The organism is Methylobacterium tardum (genome assembly GCF_023546765.1).
In the GTDB taxonomy this organism is placed as follows: Bacteria; Pseudomonadota; Alphaproteobacteria; order Rhizobiales; family Beijerinckiaceae; genus Methylobacterium; species Methylobacterium tardum.
This window is the reverse complement of record NZ_CP097484.1, coordinates 804,988-825,553: the sequence shown is the minus strand read 5'-3', so window position 1 is coordinate 825,553 and position 20,566 is coordinate 804,988. Positions and strand designations below refer to the sequence as shown.

General features: G+C 70.1%; 21 protein-coding genes and 1 pseudogene. 7 read left to right on the top strand and 15 right to left on the bottom strand.

Annotated elements, in window-relative coordinates:
- Positions 1-315: 315 nt before the first annotated feature.
- A complete protein-coding gene (locus M6G65_RS04000) occupies positions 316-1,755 on the top strand; it encodes a DEAD/DEAH box helicase (RefSeq protein WP_238198895.1) in 1,440 nt (479 codons plus the stop codon).
- Positions 1,756-1,858: 103 nt separating this feature from the next.
- Complete coding sequence (locus tag M6G65_RS03995) at positions 1,859-2,917, top strand: GGDEF domain-containing protein (protein WP_238198897.1); 1,059 nt, start codon at positions 1,859-1,861, stop codon at positions 2,915-2,917.
- An 11-nt stretch (positions 2,918-2,928) separates the two neighbouring features.
- Here M6G65_RS03995 and M6G65_RS03990 read toward each other — a convergent pair whose 3' ends face one another.
- Both M6G65_RS03990 and M6G65_RS03985 read right to left on the bottom strand, forming a co-directional pair.
- Positions 2,929-3,306: a HesB/IscA family protein gene (locus tag M6G65_RS03990; protein WP_238198898.1), complete on the bottom strand. Its 378-nt coding sequence runs from the start codon at positions 3,304-3,306 to the stop codon at positions 2,929-2,931.
- A 419-nt stretch (positions 3,307-3,725) separates the two neighbouring features.
- The gene (locus tag M6G65_RS03985; protein WP_250103600.1) at positions 3,726-4,718 is read right to left on the bottom strand and encodes a threo-3-hydroxy-L-aspartate ammonia-lyase; all 993 of its coding nucleotides are present in this window, start codon (positions 4,716-4,718) and stop codon (positions 3,726-3,728) included.
- Between the two features lie 218 nt (positions 4,719-4,936).
- Here M6G65_RS03985 and M6G65_RS03980 point away from each other — a divergent pair, with 218 nt between their 5' ends.
- Entirely contained in the window at positions 4,937-5,161 is a 225-nt protein-coding gene (locus M6G65_RS03980) for a hypothetical protein (protein ID WP_238198900.1), read from the top strand.
- A 45-nt stretch (positions 5,162-5,206) separates the two neighbouring features.
- Here the strand turns inward: M6G65_RS03980 and lpdA are convergent, their stop codons facing one another.
- The 8 genes from lpdA to M6G65_RS03940 all read right to left on the bottom strand — a co-directional run bounded on the left by lpdA (position 5,207) and on the right by M6G65_RS03940 (position 12,797).
- A complete protein-coding gene (lpdA, locus tag M6G65_RS03975) occupies positions 5,207-6,646 on the bottom strand; it encodes a dihydrolipoyl dehydrogenase (RefSeq protein WP_238198901.1) in 1,440 nt (479 codons plus the stop codon).
- Positions 6,647-7,117: an endonuclease domain-containing protein gene (locus M6G65_RS03970; protein ID WP_238198902.1), complete on the bottom strand. Its 471-nt coding sequence runs from the start codon at positions 7,115-7,117 to the stop codon at positions 6,647-6,649. It abuts the gene before it with no gap.
- A gap of 255 nt (positions 7,118-7,372) precedes the next feature.
- Positions 7,373-8,803 carry a pyruvate dehydrogenase complex dihydrolipoamide acetyltransferase gene (locus M6G65_RS03965; protein ID WP_238198903.1) on the bottom strand — a complete coding sequence of 477 codons (1,431 nt, stop codon included), beginning with the start codon at positions 8,801-8,803 and terminating at the stop codon, positions 7,373-7,375.
- 4 nt (positions 8,804-8,807) lie between these two features.
- Positions 8,808-9,401, bottom strand: coding sequence for a Uma2 family endonuclease (locus M6G65_RS03960; RefSeq protein WP_250103599.1), 594 nt, complete (start codon positions 9,399-9,401; stop codon positions 8,808-8,810).
- A gap of 15 nt (positions 9,402-9,416) precedes the next feature.
- Entirely contained in the window at positions 9,417-9,692 is a 276-nt protein-coding gene (locus M6G65_RS03955) for a DUF5076 domain-containing protein (RefSeq protein WP_238198905.1), read from the bottom strand.
- 67 nt (positions 9,693-9,759) lie between these two features.
- A complete protein-coding gene (locus M6G65_RS03950) occupies positions 9,760-11,202 on the bottom strand; it encodes a pyruvate dehydrogenase complex E1 component subunit beta (protein ID WP_250103598.1) in 1,443 nt (480 codons plus the stop codon).
- 56 nt (positions 11,203-11,258) lie between these two features.
- Positions 11,259-12,347, bottom strand: a complete 1,089-nt coding sequence (pdhA, locus tag M6G65_RS03945; protein WP_192711004.1) for a pyruvate dehydrogenase (acetyl-transferring) E1 component subunit alpha — start codon at positions 12,345-12,347, stop codon at positions 11,259-11,261.
- Between the two features lie 138 nt (positions 12,348-12,485).
- Complete coding sequence (locus M6G65_RS03940) at positions 12,486-12,797, bottom strand: FtsB family cell division protein (protein ID WP_238198907.1); 312 nt, start codon at positions 12,795-12,797, stop codon at positions 12,486-12,488.
- 82 nt (positions 12,798-12,879) lie between these two features.
- Between M6G65_RS03940 and M6G65_RS03935 the strand changes: the two genes are divergently transcribed.
- Positions 12,880-14,082 carry an adenylate/guanylate cyclase domain-containing protein gene (locus tag M6G65_RS03935; RefSeq protein ID WP_238198908.1) on the top strand — a complete coding sequence of 401 codons (1,203 nt, stop codon included), beginning with the start codon at positions 12,880-12,882 and terminating at the stop codon, positions 14,080-14,082.
- A gap of 64 nt (positions 14,083-14,146) precedes the next feature.
- On the opposite strand, the pseudogene M6G65_RS03930 reads toward M6G65_RS03935, so the two are convergent.
- Both M6G65_RS03930 and eno read right to left on the bottom strand, forming a co-directional pair.
- A pseudogene (locus M6G65_RS03930) lies at positions 14,147-14,533 on the bottom strand (DUF3574 domain-containing protein).
- A 14-nt stretch (positions 14,534-14,547) separates the two neighbouring features.
- Positions 14,548-15,837 (bottom strand): phosphopyruvate hydratase, encoded by a 1,290-nt coding sequence (gene eno, locus M6G65_RS03925; RefSeq protein ID WP_250103597.1) that lies wholly within the window; start codon positions 15,835-15,837, stop codon positions 14,548-14,550.
- A gap of 194 nt (positions 15,838-16,031) precedes the next feature.
- Between eno and queF the strand changes: the two genes are divergently transcribed.
- Complete coding sequence (queF, locus tag M6G65_RS03920; RefSeq protein WP_238198910.1) at positions 16,032-16,484, top strand: preQ(1) synthase; 453 nt, start codon at positions 16,032-16,034, stop codon at positions 16,482-16,484.
- Positions 16,485-16,618: 134 nt separating this feature from the next.
- Here the strand turns inward: queF and M6G65_RS03915 are convergent, their stop codons facing one another.
- A complete protein-coding gene (locus tag M6G65_RS03915) occupies positions 16,619-16,957 on the bottom strand; it encodes a hypothetical protein (protein ID WP_238198911.1) in 339 nt (112 codons plus the stop codon).
- A gap of 333 nt (positions 16,958-17,290) precedes the next feature.
- Here M6G65_RS03915 and M6G65_RS03910 point away from each other — a divergent pair, with 333 nt between their 5' ends.
- Positions 17,291-17,965 carry a class I SAM-dependent methyltransferase gene (locus M6G65_RS03910; RefSeq protein WP_238198912.1) on the top strand — a complete coding sequence of 225 codons (675 nt, stop codon included), beginning with the start codon at positions 17,291-17,293 and terminating at the stop codon, positions 17,963-17,965.
- Positions 17,966-17,969: 4 nt separating this feature from the next.
- Here the strand turns inward: M6G65_RS03910 and kdsA are convergent, their stop codons facing one another.
- Positions 17,970-18,824 carry a 3-deoxy-8-phosphooctulonate synthase gene (gene kdsA, locus M6G65_RS03905; RefSeq protein ID WP_238198915.1) on the bottom strand — a complete coding sequence of 285 codons (855 nt, stop codon included), beginning with the start codon at positions 18,822-18,824 and terminating at the stop codon, positions 17,970-17,972.
- Between the two features lie 9 nt (positions 18,825-18,833).
- Complete coding sequence (locus tag M6G65_RS03900) at positions 18,834-19,322, bottom strand: hypothetical protein (protein ID WP_238198917.1); 489 nt, start codon at positions 19,320-19,322, stop codon at positions 18,834-18,836.
- 185 nt (positions 19,323-19,507) lie between these two features.
- Between M6G65_RS03900 and M6G65_RS03895 the strand changes: the two genes are divergently transcribed.
- Positions 19,508-20,518: an alpha/beta fold hydrolase gene (locus M6G65_RS03895; RefSeq protein ID WP_238198918.1), complete on the top strand. Its 1,011-nt coding sequence runs from the start codon at positions 19,508-19,510 to the stop codon at positions 20,516-20,518.
- Positions 20,519-20,566 lie beyond the last annotated feature (48 nt).

Sequence of the window (20,566 nt, the reverse complement as noted above, 5' to 3'; positions counted from 1 at the left end):
CCGCCCTCGACGGACGTCAGGTGCTCGCCGACCCTGAGACGACCGGCGCGATAATTGCCGCCGGGGCCGCCGCGGTCACGCGCCTGGACCCCTGCCAGAGGCCCGCCGCCGATCGCCTCAGGCCCTGATCGCTTGTGCGCCGCGGCGTCTTGGTGCGCATTGCGAGATTGACAAGCCGCGCCAAGGCCCTAACTGACAGAAAGCATGCGCCCCGCGGCCCCGGGAGCATCCGAGCGTCCCGCGCGTGCCTTACCCAGCCGTTGCCGCGACGATGTCCATCGCGCCGGCCGGGCGCGCAACGGTTCCTGATTGCAGATGCCTTTTTCCGACCTGGGACTGAGCGAGAAAGTCCTGAACGCCGTCGAGACGGCGGGTTACACCGAGCCGACGCCGATTCAGGCCGAAGCCATCCCCCATGTGCTGGCGCGCCGCGACGTCCTCGGCATCGCGCAGACCGGAACCGGCAAGACCGCAGCCTTCACGCTGCCGATGCTGACGCTTCTGGAGAACGGCCGCGCCCGGGCCCGGATGCCGCGCACGCTGATCCTGGAGCCGACGCGCGAGCTGGCCGCCCAGGTGGTTGAGAACTTCGACCGCTACGGCACCAATCACAAGCTCAACGTGGCGCTGATCATCGGCGGCGTGTCCTTCGCCGATCAGGATGCCAAGCTGATGCGCGGCACCGACGTGCTGATCGCGACGCCGGGCCGCCTCCTCGACCATTTCGAGCGCGGCAAGCTGCTGCTCACCGGCGTCGAGCTTCTGGTGATCGACGAGGCGGACCGCATGCTCGACATGGGGTTCATCCCGGATATCGAGCGCATCGTGAAGATGGTGCCGTTCACCCGGCAGACGCTGTTCTTCTCCGCGACCATGCCGCCGGAGATCGAGCGGCTGGCCGACATGTTCCTGCACAACCCGCAGCGGGTCGAGGTCGCCCGGCCCGCCTCCACCGCGACCACGATCACCCAGCGCCTGGTCGCCACCGGCTCGGAGGGCCATGCCAAGCGCGAGCGCCTGCGGGACCTGATCCGCGGCGAGGGTGAGCTCAACAACGGGATCATCTTCTGCAATCGCAAGCGCGATGTCGCCCTGCTCCAGAAATCCCTGGTGAGCCACGGCTTCGACGCCGCCGCTCTGCACGGCGACATGGATCAGCGCGCGCGCACCACCGCCCTCGACGCGTTCCGCAACGGTGACACCGCTCTGCTGGTCGCCAGCGACGTCGCGGCCCGGGGCCTCGACATCCCGGCGGTCAGCCACGTCTTCAACTTCGACGTGCCGCACCATCCGGAGGATTACGTCCACCGGATCGGCCGCACCGGCCGCGCCGGCCGCGCCGGCACGGCCTACACCCTCGTGTCCCCGGAAGATTCCCGCTCGCTCGGGGCGATCGAGGCGCTGATCGGTCAGCCGATCCCCTGGCTCGATGGCGACCTGTCGACGGTGGCTGAGACCGCCTCCGAGACCGGCACGCGCCACCGCGGCCGTTCGGGCGACAGCCGCCGCGGCGGGCGCACGGCCAAGGCCGGAGGGCGGAGCGCCGGCGAGGCCTCGGACAAGCCCAAGGCCCGCGGCGGACGCGGCGCGGCGGCCGCTCCGCGCATCGAGACACCGCGGCCCGAGCCCCGCCGCGAACCCGTGCGCGAGGAGCGCGGGCGCCGGAATGAGTCCGAGGGCGAGACGCCCATCGGATTGGGTTCGCATGTTCCGGCTTTCCTTCTTCGACCAGTCCTGGCGAAGAAGGACAAGTAACAGGATTCTTTTCGGGCTTAACTGTCCAGCTACCAAGCTGTCTTAGACCAGTCTTGGGCGGCGATGCATCGGAGCATCGGCCGTCCGAGGCGGCAGGACACGGATGAGCCAGGAGACCTATTCGGATCGGGACCGGAGCTTCGCCCTGGCGAAGCGGACTCACGACCTGATCCGTGATTATGGCCCCTCCGCGACGCCGCGCGCCTACGCGGTCTGGTACGCCTACGTGTCGGGGGAGCTTCCGCTGCTAAGCGACGCGGTGAAGCGGCTCACCGCGCAGAACGGCTGCCTCACCGAGGCCGACATCGACGATCTGCACGAGAGCTATCTGGACGGGCGCCGGCTGGCGAGCGCCACCGGCGAGATCAGCCGCGTCGTGCTGAGCGAGATCGCCGCCATCACGGAGATCCTCGACCTGTCGCTCGGGTCCACGGCCCAGTACGGCGAATCCCTGCGCGGCCTGGCGCAGGATCTGGCGCAAGGCCTGCCCAACCGGGCCCGGCTCGGCGAGATCGTCTCGACGTTGGTGTCCACGACCCGCGAGGTGGCGGTCAACAACCGGGTTCTCGAGGCGCGCATGCGCGAGACCCGCAGCGAGATCGAGACCCTGCGCGAGAAGCTCGAGGCGACCCGGCTGGAGAGCCTCACCGACGCGCTGACCGGCCTGTCGAACCGCAAGCATTTCGAGGAGACCCTGAAGGCGACCCTGGAGGCCGCCCGCGGGCGCGCCGTCCCGATGAGCCTGATCATCCTCGATATCGACTTCTTCAAGCGCTTCAACGACCTGTACGGCCATCTCACGGGCGATCAGGTCTTGCGGCTCGTCGCGATCGTGATGCGGGAGAATGCCGGCAAGGACGCGCATCTCGCCCGGTTCGGCGGCGAGGAATTCGGTATCGTGCTGCCGGGGACGGACCGCGCCGCGGCGCGTCAGGTGGCCGAGACCGTCCGCACCAGCGTGATGGGGCGCGAACTGGTCAAGCGCTCCACGGGCGAGTCGCTCGGCAAGGTCACCGTGTCGCTGGGGATCGCGGTGTACCGCCAGGGCGACACGCCGGCCTCGCTGATGGAGCGGGCCGATCTCTGCATGTTCGCCGCCAAGCGTGGCGGGCGCAACCGGGCCGTGGACGACACGGCCGAGGCGCTGTCCCAGGTGGCCTGAACAGCGGGCCGTCAGGCCCGGGCCGGCACCCGGTCGGCCGAGACCGGCGTGATCGCCACCGATTCGCCGCAGCCGCAAGCCGAAGTCTGGTTCGGATTGTTGAAGACGAATTGCGACGCCAGCTTATTGGTCGTGAAATCCATCTCGGTGCCGAGCAGGAACAGCACCGCCTTCGGGTCGACGAAGACGCGCACGCCGCGATCCTCGACCACGTCCTCACCGGGCTTGACCGCCTCGGCATATTCCATCGTGTAGGACATGCCGGCGCAGCCGCCGTTGCGGACGCCGACGCGGAGCCCGGCGATCGGCCGGTCGGCCTCCGCCATGATCGCCTTGATCCGATCGGCGGCCCGATCGGTCAGCGAGAGAACCTTGAACCCAGTCGACATCGTCACCCTCCCGCCCATCCGGGTTCAAGGCCCGGGGACGTGCATTCTGACGCTCACAAGATAAGCATTGGTTTGAGGCCGGTCCACCGCGCCCGGGTCACACCCGCCCGGCATTCGGCGTCTGCGCGCGCGGCGCGCCCGTGTGGACGCTCCGGATGACGCGTCTGCGCCGTCGTTCCGGAGCGCCGCGGGCGCGCCCGGAACCGGAGGGGCACGCCGGAGGCGGGCAATCCGGACACGCCGACGCGCCCAGAACTTGCTCCGACAGCGGATCTGGATTCCGGGCTCCGCTGCGCGGCCCCGGAATGACATTGGAGGAGCGGCCGCGCGCGCCTGTCAAACCCGAAGACCGCCCGGGAGAGGGGACTTGCGCGTCATCCGGGACGATGCGCGGCTGTCGCGTGCCGACGCGACGCGCCTCAGGCGGCCCCGGCGGTGAGCTGCGCGAAGGTTGCGAGATCGACGTTGCCGCCGCTGATCACCACCCCGACCCGCTTGCCCCGGACATCCACCAGCCCGTTGAGCACCGCCGCCGCGGCGAGGCAGCCGGTCGGCTCGACCACGATCTTCATCCGGCTCGCGAAGAACCGCATGGCCTCGGCGAGCTGGGCGTCCGAGACCGTGACGATGTCGGCGACGTGCGCGCGGATGATCGCGAAGGTGAGGTCGCCCAGCGCCGTCGACTGCGCGCCGTCGGCGATGGTGCGGGGCACCGGGATCGTCACCACCTGCCCCTCCCGGAACGAGCGCTGGCCGTCATTGCCGGCCTCGGGCTCGACGCCGATCACCCGGCAGCCCGGGGACAATTCCGCGGCGGCGAGGGCGCAGCCCGCGAGCTGGCCGCCGCCGCCGAGGCAGGCCACCAGCACGTCGAGTTCGCCCACGGTCTCGATCAGCTCCTGCGCCAGGGTCCCCTGCCCGGCGATGACGTCGGGATGGTTGAACGGCGGGATCAGCGTCAGGCCGCGGGGCCCCGCGATCGACCGGCCGAGCGCCTCGCGGTCCTGGCTGTAGCGGTCGTACAGGATCACCTCGGCGCCGTAGCCGCGGGTGCCCTCGATCTTCGCCGCCGGCGCGTCCTCCGGCATGATGATCGTGGCCGGGGCGCCGAGCAGGCGGCAGGCCAGGGCGACCGCCTGGGCGTGGTTGCCCGACGAGAAGGTGATCACCCCGCGGGCGCGCTCCGCCTCCGGCAGCGCGCTGATGGCGTTGTAGGCCCCGCGGAACTTGAAGGCCCCGGCCCGCTGCAGGTTCTCGGCCTTGAAGAACAGTTTCGCGCCGGTCATCGCGTCGGCGGTGCGGGAGGTGAGCACCGGCGTCCGGTGCGCGGCCCCCGCGATGCGCTCGGCCGCGCGCGCCACGTCGGCATAGGTGGGCAGGCCGGAGGCCGCCGCGCCGTGTTCGCCCTGCATCGGATCCCGCCTCGTTCCCGCTCTGCGTGAGCGCGACTCATACGGGCGATCGGGCCCGCGCGCATCCCAGGCTCATGCACAGCCGGAAGCGGAGCCATTCGCCGGCTCGGGGCTTATCCTGGCACGGCCAGCTTGGCCGGAACGCTGGGGGGCGTCACCATGCAGATGGAAGTCGGGGACAGGATTTCGGTTGGCCCGTCAGCCTGCGAGGTAGTCTCGTGAGCGCCTGGGCCCGCGAGCGGCCTTCGGACGACGGGGCAACCGCAGTCACGTTCCGGGGCCGCGGCCTGGCACTGAGGTCCGGTACGCGGCTGATCCTGCTCGTCTGCCCGCTCTGCTCGCAGCGCAATGCGCAGCGCGGCGCCGAGCAGGGCATCTGCGAATGGTGTGCCTACGTGCCGTCACCGGAGCAGGCGGAGCCGGTGGAGGCGGTCGGCGGCTGAGAACGGCGCTGCGGCCGAGTATGGCCGCAGACGCACAGATCCCGACTACGTATGGATCACCTTCCCATACGCATCGAGCACGCTCTCGTGCATCATCTCGCTGAGCGTCGGGTGCGGGAACACCGTGTGCATCAGCTCCTCCTCGGTGCTCTCCAGGTTCATCGCCACCACATAGCCCTGGATCAGCTCGGTCACCTCGGCGCCGACCATGTGGGCGCCGAGCAGCTGGCCGGTCTTGGCGTCGAACACGGTCTTGATCAGCCCGTCCGGCTCGCCGAGGGCGATCGCCTTGCCGTTGCCCGCGAAGGGGAAGCGGCCGACCTTCACGGCAAACCCCTGCTCCTTGGCCTTGGCCTCGGTCAGCCCGACGCTGGCGATCTGCGGCTGGCAATAGGTGCAGCCCGGGATCTTGGCCTTGTCCATCGGGTGGGTGTGCAGGCCCTTGATGGTCTCGATGCAGATGACCCCCTCGTGCTCGGCCTTGTGGGCGAGCATCGGCGGGCCGGCGACGTCGCCGATCGCGTAGAGGCCGGGCACGTTGGTGCGGCCGAGCCCGTCCGTCACCACGATCCCGCGGTCGATCTTCACCCCGAGCTTTTCGAGGCCGATATTCTCGATGTTGCCGACCACGCCCACCGCCGAGATCAGTTTTTCCGCGGTGATGGTTTGTGACTTTCCATCGCCGCCCTCGATGGTCGCCGTGATGGAGTTCGCGCCCTTCTCGACCTTCGTGACCTTGGCGCCGGTGAGGATCTTGATGCCCTGCTTCTCGAACCGCTTGCGGGCGAGGCCGGCGATCTCGGCATCCTCCACGGGCAGGATCTGCGGCAGCAGCTCCACCACGGTCACCTCGGCGCCCATGGTGCGGTAGAACGAGGCGAACTCGATGCCGATGGCGCCCGAGCCCATCACCAGCAGGCTCTTGGGCATCGTCTCGGGGACCATGGCCTCGTAGTAGGTCCAGATCAGCTTCTTGTCGGGCTCGATCCCGGGGATGGCGCGGGGGCGCGCGCCGGTCGCCACGATGATGTGCTTGGCCTGGTAGGTGCCGGCGCCCTTGGCGCCCTTCGGCGGCTCGGCGCGCTTGGTCTCCTTCACGGTGACCTGGCCGGGCTGGTTGCCCTTCGCGACGCTGTCGACCGCCGCCTCGCCCCAGATCACGTCGACCTTGTTCTTCTTGAGCAGCATGCCGACGCCGCCGTTGAGCCGGGCCGAGACGCCGCGGGAGCGCTTGACGATGGCGGCCGTGTCGAACCCGACCTTGTCGGCCGTCAGCCCGTAATCGCCGGGGTGCTGGAAGTAGTGAAAGATCTCGGCCGAGCGGAGCAGGGCCTTGGTGGGGATGCAGCCCCAGTTCAGGCAGATTCCGCCGAGATGCTCGCGGTCGACCACGGCGGTCTTGAAGCCGAGCTGCGCCGCGCGGATCGCCGTGACGTAGCCGCCGGGCCCGGCGCCGATGATGAGGACGTCGTAGGTGTCGGACATTTACCTCTCCGCGAACGCCTCTCCCCCTTGTGGGGAGGGGGCTGGGGGTGGGGGTAGCTCCGCCTGGCCGGCTGAATCCGGAAGAGGCGCGTTGGATGCGGCAAGGGCCGCGTGGATCGTGTCGAGGACGGTGTCGATCTCCCGCAGGACCATGCGGTTCGGGAAACGCAGGACGCGGAAGCCTTCGGAGCGAAGATAGGCATCCCGGCGGGCATCGTAGGCCGTGCTGGCCTCGAAGCTGTGCTGCTCACCGTCGACCTCGACGATGAGCCGGGCCGTCAGGCAGCAGAAATCCGCCACGTAAGGGCCGAGCGCGACCTGCCTGCGGAAATGCGAGCCGTCCACCGGCAGGCGGTGGCGCAGGTGCCACCAGAGCCGCTTTTCCGCCTCCGTGAGCGAACGCCGCAGCGTCTTCGCGTTCGCGGCCGCTCTGGGCGAGGCTGTTCTCCGAGGCTGCTGACTCCAGGGCATGGGGCGGCAGGTCAGTCGAACGTGGCTGATAAGGACATGCTCATCGTGAGCATGGAGCACGGCACATCGCAGCAGGATTGCGTGTTCTGACCGGTGCCTGTCACCTTCCCCCACCTCGGAATTCTGCGACGCACTTTCCCCTCCCCCTTGTGGGGAGGGGCCAGGGGTGGGGGTGGTTCAGGATCGCGCGTCCCGGTGCCTTCTGCGCCACCCCCACTCCAACTCCTCCCCACAAGGGGGAGGAGAGGCCCTGCCTCAGACCAGCATGCCCATCGGGTTCTCGATCAGCCCCTTGAAGGCCGAGATCAGCTCCGCGCCGAGCGCCCCGTCGAGCACCCGGTGGTCGCACGACAGGGTGCAGGTCATCACCTGGACAACGGCCGGCGCCCCGTCCTTCACGACGACGCGCTTTTCGCCCGCGCCCACTGCCAGGATGCTCGATTGCGGCGGGTTGATCACCGCGGTGAAGTGCTTGATCCCGAACATGCCGAGGTTCGACACCGAGGTGACGCCGCCCTGGTACTCTTCGGGCTTCAGCTTCTTGGCACGCGCCCGGGCGGCGAAATCCTTCATCTCGTTGGAGATGGTCGAGAGCGTCTTCTCGTCCGCCCGGCGGATCACCGGGGTGAACAGGCCGCCGTCGATCGCCACCGCGACGCCGACCTCGGCGTGCTTGAAGCGCAGGATCCGGTCCTCGGCCCAGACCGCGTTGGCGGCGGGCACGCGGGTCAGCGCGAGGCCCATCGCCTTGATGACGAAATCGTTCACCGAGAGCTTGAAGGCGGGCTTGCCGTCCTTGTCCTTGCCGGCCGAGCCGTTCAGCGTCTCGCGCAGCTTCATCAGCGCGTCGAGCTCGCAATCCACCGTCAGGTAGAAGTGCGGGGCGACCTGCATCGCCTCGGTAAGGCGCTTGGCGATGGTCTTGCGCATGCCGTCGAGGGGGACCTCCTCGTAGGCATCCTTGGCGAAGAAGCCCTTGACCTGATCGGTCGTGAGCCCGGCCGGCGCGCCGCCGGCGGGTGCGGTCTTCGGGGCGGGGGCAGCCGCCTTCGGCGCCTCGGCGGCGGGCTGCGCGGCGGCGGGCGCCTTGGTGGCGCCGGAGGCCTTCGCGGCCTGGACGTCGCGGGCGATGATGCGGCCATGCGGGCCGCTGCCCTGGACGGCGCCGAGATCGACGCCCTCCTGCTTGGCAATCCGCCGGGCGAGCGGCGAGGCGAAGACCCGGCCGCCCGATCCGGCCTGCGCGCCGCCTTGCGGGGCACCGCTCGGCTGCGCGCCCTCCGGCGCGGCGTTCACCCGCTCGTACGACATGTGGCCGCCGCCGGGGGTGGTGTTCTGGTCGGCCGCCGAAGCGCCGGCCGCGGGCTTGGATTCGGCCTTGGCCTCGCCGTTGGAGGCCGCCTTCGGCGCAGTGCCGCCGGCCTGCACGCTCGACGGGTCCTCGCCCTCGCCGGCGATGATCGCGATCAGGTCGTTGACCGGCACGTCCGCGGTGCCCTCGGGCACGAGGATCTTGGCGAGGACGCCCTCGTCGATGGCCTCCACCTCCATGGTGGCCTTGTCGGTCTCGATCTCGGCCAGCACGTCGCCGGACTTGATCGCGTCGCCCTCCTTCTTGAGCCACTTGGCGAGGTTGCCCTTCTCCATCGTCGGGGAGAGCGCGGGCATCAGCACGTTGATCGGCATGGCATCAGGTCTCGGGCAAGGCCGGGGCGGCCGGATCGTCGAAGGGGAAGAGGTCGCCGAGGGGGAACGGGACGGCGTCGAAGGGCGGCAGCGCCACGGTCTCGCCGCGCTGGATCGTGGCGAGGAGCACCCAGCGCCCGTCCGTGAGGGCGAAGCCTTCGAGTACGCCGGCCGCCGGATCGAGCAGCCAGAGATGGCCGATCCCGGCCTCGGCATAGATGCGGCGCTTCGGACCCCGGTCGAGGCTGGTCGTGGATGGCGAGAGGATCTCGCAGACCCAGTCGGGGGAAGTCTCGATATAGGCGCCCTCGGGCTCGGTGGGCATGCGTGTACGGCGCCAGCCCGCGAGGTCGGGCACCACGATCTGAGATCCGAGATGGAGCTCCGGCTCGATCAAGATAATCCAGCCCCCTGGACCGCCGCGTCCCCGGCTGAAGGTGAGATCGAGCTCGCCCCCCAACCGCACAGCCGCGCCGGCATGCCGCGGCCTAGGCCGCGGATGCGTCTCCAGCACGCCGTCGATGATCTCGGCGACGCGATGCTCCGGCACCGCCTCCAGATCCGCGTAGGTCGCCTGCCGGAGAACCGCCTCAGCCATGGTCGGCCGCCATCGCTAGTTGAAGCCGCCGGGGTCGAGCCCCTCGGCCTCCCACCCGGCGCGGATGCGCTCCAGCGCCTCCTCCTCCGACATGTCGGTCTCCAGCGCGTAGGCGCGGGCCGCCTGCCGGGCGAGGTCGATCAGCAGTCGGCCCCAGGTCGCCGGGTCGTCGAAGGAGCGGCGCAGCGCCACGCTGACCGCGCCATCCACCACGGCGGCGCGCAGCACCTCGATGCCGCCCTGTTCCAGAGCGTCGGGCGGGATGGCGAGTTCGGCGAAGTCGTTGCTCATGGCGCGCCGGCTTATCGTTGACCCCTGCCGGGACGAGGGCGGAGCGTGTGTCCCGCCCGCGCGCCGGTCACTTGTAGCAGACGCTCTTGGCGGCCTCGGCGACCTCCGCCACCGTCGGGAGCGCGAGCTTCTCGAGGTTGGCCGCGTAGGGCATCGGCACGTCCTTGCCGGTGATGCGCAGGACCGGGGCGTCCAGGAAGTCGAAGGCATCGACCATCAGACGGGCCACGATCTCGGCGCCGACGCCGGATTGCGGGAAGCCCTCCTCCACGGTGATGCAGCGGCCGGTCTTCTTCACCGATTCCACGACCGTCTCGGTGTCCATCGGGCGGATCGTGCGCAGGTCGATCACCTCGGCCTCGATGCCCTGCTCGGCGAGCGCCTGCGCGGCCTTGAGGGCGTAGGTCATGCCGATGGCGAAGGACACGATCGTCACGTCGCTGCCGGTGCGGTGGATCTTCGCCTTGCCGATCGGCAGAACGAAGTCGCCGAGCTTCGGCACCGGGAAGGACTGCCCGTACAGGATCTCGTTCTCGAGGAAGATGATCGGGTTCGGGTCGCGGATCGCGGCCTTGAGCAGGCCCTTGGCGTCGGAGGCTGTGTAGGGCGCGATCACCTTGAGGCCCGGTACGTTGGAGTACCACGCGGAATAATCGTGGCTGTGCTGGGCGGCGACGCGGGCGGCGGCGCCGTTGGGTCCGCGGAACACGATCGGGCAGCCGAGCTGGCCGCCGGACATGTACAGGGTCTTGGCCGCCGAGTTGATGATGTGGTCGATCGCCTGCATGGCGAAGTTGAAGGTCATGAACTCGACGATCGGCTTCAGGCCGGCCAGCGCTGCGCCGACGCCGATGCCCGCGAAGCCGTGCTCGGTGATCGGGGTGTCGACCACGCGCTTCGGCCCGAATTCCTGCAGCAGGTTCTGGGTGACCTTGTAGGCGCCCTGATACTCGGCGACCTCCTCGCCCATGACGAAGACGTCGCCGTCGCGGCGCATCTCCTCGGCCATGGCGTCCCGCAGGGCCTCGCGGACGGTCTGGGTGACCATCGGCGTGTCGGCCGGGAACTCCTCCATCACCGGCTCTTGCGCCTTGTTGGTGATGACCGCTGGCGCGGCCGGCGCCTTGGGGGCGTCGTCGCCGGTCTTCGCGGCGGGAGCGGCCTTGTCGGCCATGCCCTCGGCCTGCATGTCGGGGGTCGGGGCCGGATGGCCGCCGGCGCCGTTGGGCTTGGCGCCGCCGCCCGACTGGACGCTCGCCGGATCCTCGCCCTCGCCGGCGATGACGGCGATCGGCGTGTTGACCGCGACGCCCTCGGTGCCCTCCGCGATCAGGATCTTGGCGAGGACGCCTTCGCCGATGGCCTCCACCTCCATGGTGGCCTTGTCGGTCTCGATCTCGGCCAGCACGTCGCCGGACTTGATCGGATCGCCCTCCTTCTTCAGCCACTTGGCGAGCTTGCCCTCCTCCATGGTGGGCGAGAGGGCGGGCATCAGGATGTCGGTCGCCATGCTCAGCTCTGCGGTCGTCTTTTCGTTAGGGGGGCGGCCAGCTTTGTCGTCCGCGCTCAGGCGTGCGCGTCCAGGAGGATGTCGGTCCACAGCTCGGAGGGATCCGGCTCGGGATCGTTGGTGGCGAACTCGGCCGAGGCGTTGACCGTCTCGCGGACCTTGGCGTCGGTGGCCTTCAGATCGGCCTCCGGCACGCCGTGCAGCTCGAGCAGGCGCTTGCGCACCATCTCGATCGGGTCGTGCTCGTCGCGCATCTTCGAGACTTCGTCCTTGGTCCGGTACTTGGCCGGATCGGACATGGAGTGGCCGCGATAGCGGTAGGTCTGCATCTCCAGGATGTACGGGCCCTGGCCGGTTCGGGCGTGCTCGATCGCCCGGGTCGCGGCCTCGCGGACGGTGCGGACGTCCATGCCGTCGACCTGCTCGCCCGGGATGCCGAAGGAGAGGCCGCGCTTCGAGAAGTCGGTCTGCGCCGAGGCCCGGGCCACCGAGGTGCCCATGGCGTAGCGGTTGTTCTCGATCACGTACACGACCGGCAGCTTCCAGAGCGCGGCCATGTTGAAGCTCTCGTAGACCTGGCCCTGGTTGGCGGCACCGTCGCCCATGTAGGTCAGGCTGACCTTGCCGTTCTCCCGGTAATGGTCGGCGAAGGCGAGGCCGGTGCCGAGCGAGACCTGCGCGCCGACGATGCCGTGGCCGCCGAAGAACTGCTTCTCGCGGCTGAACATGTGCATCGAGCCGCCCTTGCCGCGGCTGTAGCCGCCGCGGCGGCCGGTCAGCTCGGCCATGACGCCCTTCGGGTCCATGCCGCAGGCGAGCATGTGGCCGTGGTCGCGGTAGCCGGTGATGACCTGGTCGCCCTCGACCGAGGCCATCTGCATGCCGATCACCACGGCCTCCTGGCCGATATAGAGGTGGCAGAAGCCGCCGATCAGGCCCATGCCGTAGAGCTGGCCGGCCTTCTCCTCGAAGCGCCGGATCAGCAGCATCTCGTGATAGGCGTGGAGATCTTCGTCCCGCGTGAATTGCGGCATGTTCGGCGCCGGCTTGTGCGCCTCGGCGGCCTGAGGATTACCGGCCTGAGGGCTCGCGGCCTGCGAAGCCGAGGACGCGGCGTCCTTGGCGGGCTCCTTGGCGGCATCCATCGGCGCACTCCCCATGATTCCACGCGACTTCGTGGGGGTGTAGGACAGCGACGGTTGGAAAGCGAGGGCTGCCGCTCTGACAGGAGGCCGCTCTTGTCAGAGGCACTTTGGGACTAAGGAAATACTGCGCGGCGACGCTCAGGGCGTGATGATGACCACGTCGTTGGCGTGGACCCGGCCCAGGACGATCCGGGCGCGCTCCTCGAGGAGGTCGCGGTCGATCTGATCGCTCTTCAGGAGCGTGACCCGGTGCTCCCAGATCGCGCGCTCGGCTTTCACGGCGGCGAGTTCCTGGGACAGGCCGTAGGCGCGGATCTTCAGCGCCTTCTTGGCTTCCAGGCCGCGGTTGCCACTCTCCGCCTGCCACACGAAATAGCCGACGACGAGGGCCGACAGGGTCCAGAGACCCAGCGGCAACACGACCATTCTGACTCGGCGGCGCACGACCATGGCACGACCCTCGCGCGGAAAGGTTAACGGATCTTTGCGATCACGCGCCACGGTCGGCACGAGCAGAGGGCGAGCCTGAGGGATGGACCTGACGCATCTGGGTCGCTGGATCGCCGAGCACGCCACGGCGTCCGACGATCACGACATCCTGCTGACCGGCTTCTGCGAGGCCCTGGTCGAGGCCGATATCCCCGTCTGGCGCGTCAGCGTGATGGCCCCGGCCCTGGACCCGACCTTGCGCGGCGTCAGCCTGAACTGGCATGCGGGCGAGGGTATCTCCTTCGTGGCCAATGCCCACGGCGCCGACGAGGAGAGCGACTGGCTCCTGAGCCCCGTCTACGCCCTGGCGGAGAGCGGCGAGAGCTTCGGCCGCTGGCGCCTCGACGCGCCCGAACTGGCGGTCGACTTCCCGGTCCTGAAGGCCCTCGGGGCGCAGGGCGGCATCGACTACGTGCTCCACATCGTCGCGTTCGCCCCCGGCACCGCGTTGCGCGGCATCGCAGTCTCGTTCTGCACCCGCGCGGCCGCCGGCTTCACCGACGCGCATCTGTCCGCCATCGCCGGCGTCCTGCCGTTCCTGACCCTGGCGATCGCCAAGATGGGGCTGGCCCACACGTTCCGCGAAGTCTCGGCGACCTATCTCGGCCGCTCCACCGCCGAGCGCGTCCTCGACGGCCAGATCCGGCGGGGCGAGGGACGGGCCGTGCCGGCGGCCATCCTGCTGACGGATCTGCGCGGCTTCACGGCTCTGGCCGACCGGGTCGACCCGGCCGACATGGTCGCGTGGCTCAACGAGCATTTCGACGCCCTCGGCGACCCGGTGGCGCGGCGCGGCGGCGAGATCCTGAAATTCCTCGGGGACGGGTTCCTGGCGATCTTCCCGATTCCCGAGGCCGAAGCCCTGCCCTGCGCGATCTGCGGCGACGCCCTGGAGGCCGCGACCGAAGGGCTCGCCGCCAACGCGGCGCTCAATGCACGCCGCCGCGCGGAGGGCCTGCCCGAACTCGCGGCCGAATGCGTCGTGCATTTCGGGACGGTGATCTACGGCAATGTCGGGACCGAGCGGCGTCTCGACTTCACCATCATCGGGCGGGCGGTGAACGAGGCGAGCCGGATCGAGAGCCAGTGCGCGGTGCTCGGCCACGAACTGCTGGTCTCGGAGGCCTTCGCTAAGCGTTGCGCGCGGCCGCTGGAGCCGGTCGGGACGATCGAGCTGCGCGGCCTGTCGCGGCCGATGCGGGTCTGGACCGTACCCGGGGAGCCGTCCGGTGCGGCGATGACCTGAGGCGCCCCGTCATTCCAGGGCCGTGCAGCGGAGCCCGGAATGACGGGGCGAAGCGCCGCCACCCTCAGAACAGCGCGCAGCTCCGCTGCAGCACCAGTCCGACCGCGCCCTGCGTGAAGCGGCGCCGATAGGCCTCCTGGATCTCACGCAGGGCCGCCACGGCCTCGGGCGTCGGTTCGGTGACGATCAGGACGATGCGGGCGGCCTCGTGGACGATCCGTCCGCTCGGTCCGCGTCACTGGCCCCGGCCGGCGAAGACCGTCAGCCCGTCCGGAAAGCGCGGGGTGATCCGCTCGGCCAGAAACCGGTCGAAGGCCCCGCTCGGGACCCGCCCGCCATCCGGCCGCGACAGGCCGAACAGCAGCTGCGCGCTGAGCGTCGGGCGGGCGCCGTCGCAGAGCGGGTCGGCGCGGGCGGGGCCGGCCGCCCCGAAACCGAGCAGGCCGACCATCAGGATCCGCCGGATCAGCGGCGGGCGAGCTGCTTGAGCGCGGCCGGGCCGGCGTAGAGTGCCTGCGGGCCCAGCCCCTCCTCGATGCGAATCAGCTGGTTGTACTTGGCCAATCTGTCCGAGCGGGCGAGCGAGCCGGTCTTGATCTGCCCGCAATTGGTGGCGACCGCGAGGTCCGCGATGGTCGAATCCTCGGTCTCGCCCGAGCGGTGCGACATCACCGCGGTGTAGCCGGCGCGCTGGGCCATATCGACCGCCGCCAGGGTCTCGGTGAGCGAGCCGATCTGGTTGACCTTGATCAGGATCGAGTTGGCCGTGCCCTCGGCGATGCCGCGGGACAGGCGCTCGACGTTGGTGACGAACAGGTCGTCGCCGACGAGCTGGCAGCGGTCGCCGATCTTGTCGGTCAGGAGCTTCCAGCCGGCCCAGTCATCCTCCGACATGCCGTCCTCGATGGAGACGATCGGGTAGGTGGCGACGAGCTGCGCGAGGTAGTCGACCTGCGCCTCGATGGTGCGGGTCTTGCCCTCGCCCTCATACGCGTAGGCGCCGTCCTTGAAGAATTCGGTGGCGGCGCAGTCGAGGGCGAGCGCCATGTCCTGGCCCGGCTTGAAGCCGGCGGCGCTGATCGCGTCCATCACGAAATCGAGGGCGGCCTCGGCGGACGGCAGGTTCGGGGCGAAGCCGCCCTCGTCGCCGACATTGGTGTTGTGGCCGGCCTTCTTGAGCTTGCTCTTGAGGGTGTGGAACACCTCGGAGCCCATGCGCACGGCCTCGGCGATCGAGTCCGCGCCCACCGGCATGATCATGAATTCCTGGAAGTCGATCGGGTTGTCGGCATGGGCGCCGCCGTTGATGATGTTCATCATCGGCACCGGCAGCACCCGGCCCTGCACGCCGCCGACATAGCGGTAGAGCGGCAGGCCGGAAGCCTCGGCCGCGGCCTTGGCCACCGCCAGCGATACGCCCAGGATCGCGTTGGCGCCGAGCCGCGCCTTGTTGGGCGTGCCGTCGAGCTCGATCATCGCCTCGCCGACCCCGACCTGATCCTCGGCCTCCATGCCGCCGATCGCGTCGAGGATCTCGGTCTGGGCCGCCTCGACCGCCTTCAGGACGCCCTTGCCGAGGAAGCGATTCTTGTCGCCGTCGCGCAGCTCCACCGCCTCGTGGGCGCCCGTGGACGCGCCCGAGGGGACCGCGGCGCGGCCGAAGGAGCCGTCCTCCAGGATGACGTCGACCTCGACCGTGGGGTTGCCGCGGCTGTCGAGGATCTCGCGGGCGCTGATATTGGTGATCGCGGTCATGGAACGTCCTCTCGCGGGGGCCGCGGGTCGGCGGCTGCACCCAAATCAGAGGGTGCGGCGCATCGCGGCGGCTTATCCGTCAAGCCGCGGCCGGCGGCAAGCGCCGGGGCGCCCTGCACGGCGACCGATCCGTCGGAGAAAGCGCCGCGGATCAGACGGATGCGCGCGGCCGCGGCGCGCTTTATATGCGCCTCATGACGACCTCCAGCGATCTCCAGCTCGGCCAGCCGACGCCCTTCCCGACCTCTCCCGAGGAGGCGCGGCTCGACCGGGTCCCGAACCCGCACGCGGATACCGACTATGTCGCCCGCTTCACCGCGCCCGAATTCACCTCGATCTGCCCGGTCACCGGCCAGCCGGACTTCGCGATCCTGGTGATCGACTACGTGCCGGGCGACTGGCTCGTGGAATCGAAGTCGCTGAAGCTCTACCTCGGGTCGTTCCGCAACCACGGCGCGTTCCACGAGGATTGCACGGTGGCGATCGGCAAGCGGCTCCGCGACCTCCTGGAGCCGCGCTACCTGCGGATCGGCGGGTTCTGGTACCCCCGCGGCGGCATCCCGATCGACGTCTTCTGGCAGACGGGCGAGCTGCCGAAGAACGCCTGGCTGCCGGATCCGGGCGTCCCGCCCTATCGCGGGCGGTAAACGAGTCCTTGCTCGCTCAGGCCGGATGCACCGTCTCCGATCCCGGCACGCTGCGACACGATGGTTGCAGGGCGGCCACGAAAAAGGGCGACCGGCTCGCGCCGGTCGCCCCTGATCCGTTCGGATCTTAGAACTTAGTAGCCGTAGCCGTAGTAGCCGTAGCCGGGGGCCGCGTAGCCGTAGCCGCCGTAGACCGGGGCGTAGCCGTAGCCGTAGGACGGGGCGTAGCCGTAGCCACCGCCGTAGTAGCTGTCGCGGGCCGCGCCGGCAGCGATCGCGCCAGCCGCGAGGCCGGCGATGCCGAGGCCGATCGCGGCGCCGGTGCCGATGCCGCGACGGCCACGGTAGTAGCCACCGTGATAGCCGCCATAACCGCCGTGGAAGCCGTAGGGACGCGCCTCGGCGCCCGTGGTGGCGGCGACGCTGCCGATGGCGAGAGCAGCAGCAGTAGCGATGATACCGATCTTGCGCATAGTGTTCCTTCTCGATCCTCGATCGAACATGCCCAATAACGTGGCCGCACCGGGACAGTTCCAAGTTTCGACATGTCTTGCCGTGCGAGCGCGCACACACTCAGAATTCTGAACGGCGGTTCATCATCCTGTTCGATCTGGCCGGTTACCGAGAGCTTGACTGTTCGGCTTCTTGGACGGCCGGAAACCTTGTGACGTATTTTCCTATCCGGGCGTCGTCATCCCGGCCGTCAGGGTGGCAGTCCTGCCTTGGGACATTCGGCCGGTCCTGAGCGTCGAAATCGCCGGCCGCCCTGCTATGGCTATGCGACGCCTGATCGGAAGGAGCGACCGATGGATGCCTTGAGTCTGATCCGGGACACGTTCGCGCCGCTGCCGGGCAAGCGCATCCTCGATATCGGATGCGGCCCGGGAACCTTGGCGAAGCGGCTGGCGGAGGATGGGGCGGCGGTCACCGGGGTGGACCCCGGCGAGGCGGCGCTCGCCAAGGCCCGGGCCGCCGTGCCGGCCGCGCGATTCGAGGCGGCCTCGGGCGAGGCCCTGCCGTTCCCGGACGAAAGCTTCGACGGGGCCGTGATGCTCAACGCCCTGCATCATGTCCCGAACCCGGCCGGCGCCCTGTCCGAGGCGGCGCGGGTGCTGGTGCCGGGCGGCGTCCTCGTGGTGGTGGAACCCCTGGCGGAGGGCAGCTTCTTCGAGGCTCTGCGGCCGATCGAGGACGAAAGTGCCGTCCGGGCGGGCGCGCAGGCCGCGATTGCGGCCGCCCTGAGCCAAGGCGCCTTCGCGTGCCGCCGCGAGGTGACTGTCGCGCGCCGGGAGAGCTTCGCGTCCCTCGACGCCTTCCTGGCCCGAGTCAGCACGGTGGATCCCGCCCGCGAGGCGACGATCCGGGCGCGGCGCGCCATCGTGGAGGACGCGTTCCTGCAGGCGGCCGAGCCCGGGGCCGACGGGTCCTACGGCCTCGTCCAGCCCCTGCGCATCCACGTTCTGGAGCCCGTCGGCGCCTGACCGATCACCCGGCCCGGCGCTTGGCGATCCGATCGAAGGCGAGGAGTTCCTCGAGCAGGGCCGGCATGTCCTTCAGGGCGACCATGTTCGGGCCGTCGGAGGGCGCCCGGTCCGGGTCGGGATGGGTCTCGATGAAGACGCCCGCGACGCCGACCGCCACGGCGGCCCGGGCCAGGACGGACACGAATTCCCGCTGGCCGCCGGAGCTCGCCCCCTGCCCGCCCGGCTGCTGCACGGAGTGGGTGGCGTCGAACACGACCGGCGCGCCCCGCGTCACCTGCGCCATGATCGGCAGGCTGCGCATGTCCGAGACCAGGGTGTTGTAGCCGAAGGAAGCGCCCCGCTCGGTGACGATGACGTTGGGGTTGCCCGCCTCCGTCACCTTGGCGGCGACGTGCTTCATGTCCCAGGGCGCCAGGAACTGGCCCTTCTTGATGTTGACCGCCCGGCCGGTGGCGGCCGCGGCCAGGAGCAGGTCGGTCTGGCGGCACAGGAAGGCCGGGATCTGGAGCACGTCCACCGCCTCGGCGGCGCGGGCGCATTGCTCGGCGGCGTGCACGTCGGTCAGCACCGGCAGACCCAGGCTCTCGCGGATCTCCGCGAAGACCGGCAGCGCCTCGTCGAGGCCGACGCCTCTGGCCGCGCTGCCGGAGGTGCGGTTGGCCTTGTCGAAGGAGGTCTTGAACACGAGGCCGAGCCCCAGACCCGCGGCCATCTCCTTGAGGGCGGCAGCGATCTCCAGGGCGTGGCTCCGCCCTTCGAGCTGGCAGGGGCCGGCGATCAGCGCCAGCGGCAGATGGTTGGCGAAGCGCGTGCCGCCGACCTGGACGACGGCGCCGTGTGTCTCGAGATTCGACATGCGCGCGGTCTAGCCCGCGCGGCGGATCCGCGAAAGCCCGGCGCGGGGCGCGATCCGGCAGACCGTGAGATCCTCCCGGAGCGCGTCGGTGCGCGGGCCGGTCTCGCACAGCATCAGGGCGCGGCCGGTGCCGCCGCGCTGCGGCGCGCTCGCGAGCAGGCTGGCCTGGTGGAGGTTGAGCGCCAGCACCTCGGCGGCGGCGGGATCCGTCCCGGCGAGCGCCCGGGCCGCGCGGCCGATCAGCACGAAGTAGGCGGGCGGCGGCTCCCGGTCGAGGGAGGCCACTGTGATCCGCGCCGGGGCGCGGCAATCGAGGCTCATGCGCTCGGCGTCCTGCGCCCGGAACACCGCGACCGGCCCGGCCCGTCCGGCCAGCGACGCCCCAGTGGTGCGGATCACCCGCGCGGTGAGCGCGTCGCAGGCATCGGCCGCGCGGGCCTGGGCCGGACCGAGGACGAGCGCGCCGGCAAGGACGGTCAGGACGGAGAGGCGCAGCATCGGGACATCCGCGGCAGGACAGGGCGATGCGCCCGAGATAGCGCGGGCGCGCCGAACCGCGAAGCCGCGCCGCGGCGGTTGCCGGCGTCGCATGGGGGCGGCACATGGACAGGGCGACCCGGATGCCCGATCTGGGCGGGCGGCGCGGCACCGCGCGCCGCGCAGAACAGGCTCCGATGAAGCCCATGCTCCGAAACGCCCTCCCAGCCCTCCTTCTGGCGCTGGCCCTGCCCGGCCCCGGCGCGGCCGAGCCGCTGCCGCGGCCGGCCTACGGGCCGGAACTCGAAGGCTTCGCCTATCCGTTCCCGGTGGAGCGCTACACCTTCGCGTCGCAGCGCCAGCCGCTGCAGATGGCCTATCTCGACGTGCCGGCCGCGACGCCGAACGGGCGCACCGCGGTGCTGCTCCACGGCAAGAACTTCTGCGCCGCGACTTGGGAGAGCCAGATCCGCGCGCTCAGCGCGGCCGGATACCGGGTGATCGCGCCGGACCAGATCGGCTTCTGCAAGTCGAGCAAGCCGGCCGCCTACCAGTTCAGCTTCCGGCAGCTCGCCGAGAACACCCACGCCCTTCTGGACAACCTCGGGGTCGAGCGCCCGATCCTGGTCGGCCATTCCACGGGCGGCATGCTCGCCGCGCACTACGCCCTGCTCTACCCGAAGGCGGTCGAGCAGCTCGTGCTGGTCAATCCGGTCGGTCTGGAGGACTGGAGCGCCAAGGGCCTGCCGCCGATCTCCCTGGCGCAATGGTACCAGCGCGAGCTGAAGACCTCGGCCGAATCGATCCGCGCCTACGAGACCGCGACCTACTACGCGGGCCGATGGGAGCCTCGCTACGAGCCGTGGGTGACGATGCTCGCCGGCCTCAACAGCGGGCCCGGCAAGGAGGCGGTCGCCTGGGACTCGGCGCTCGTCTACGACATGATCGTCACCCAGCCGGTGGTCTACCGCTTCCCGCAGATCGCGGTGCCGACCCTTCTGCTGATCGGCCAGAAGGACAACACGGCGATCGGCAAGGATCTCGCCCCGGCGGAGCTGCGGCCGAAGCTCGGCAACTATCCCGAACTCGGCAAGGAAGCCGCCAAGGCCATCCCGGGGGCGCGGCTCGTGGAGTTCCCCGAACTCGGCCACGCGCCGCAGATGTCCGATCCGGACGGGTTCAACCGGGCACTGATCGAGGGGATCGCGGCGCGCTGAGCGTCACGTCCCATCTGTCCGGGGCGCCGCAGGCGAGTCGGCCGCCGT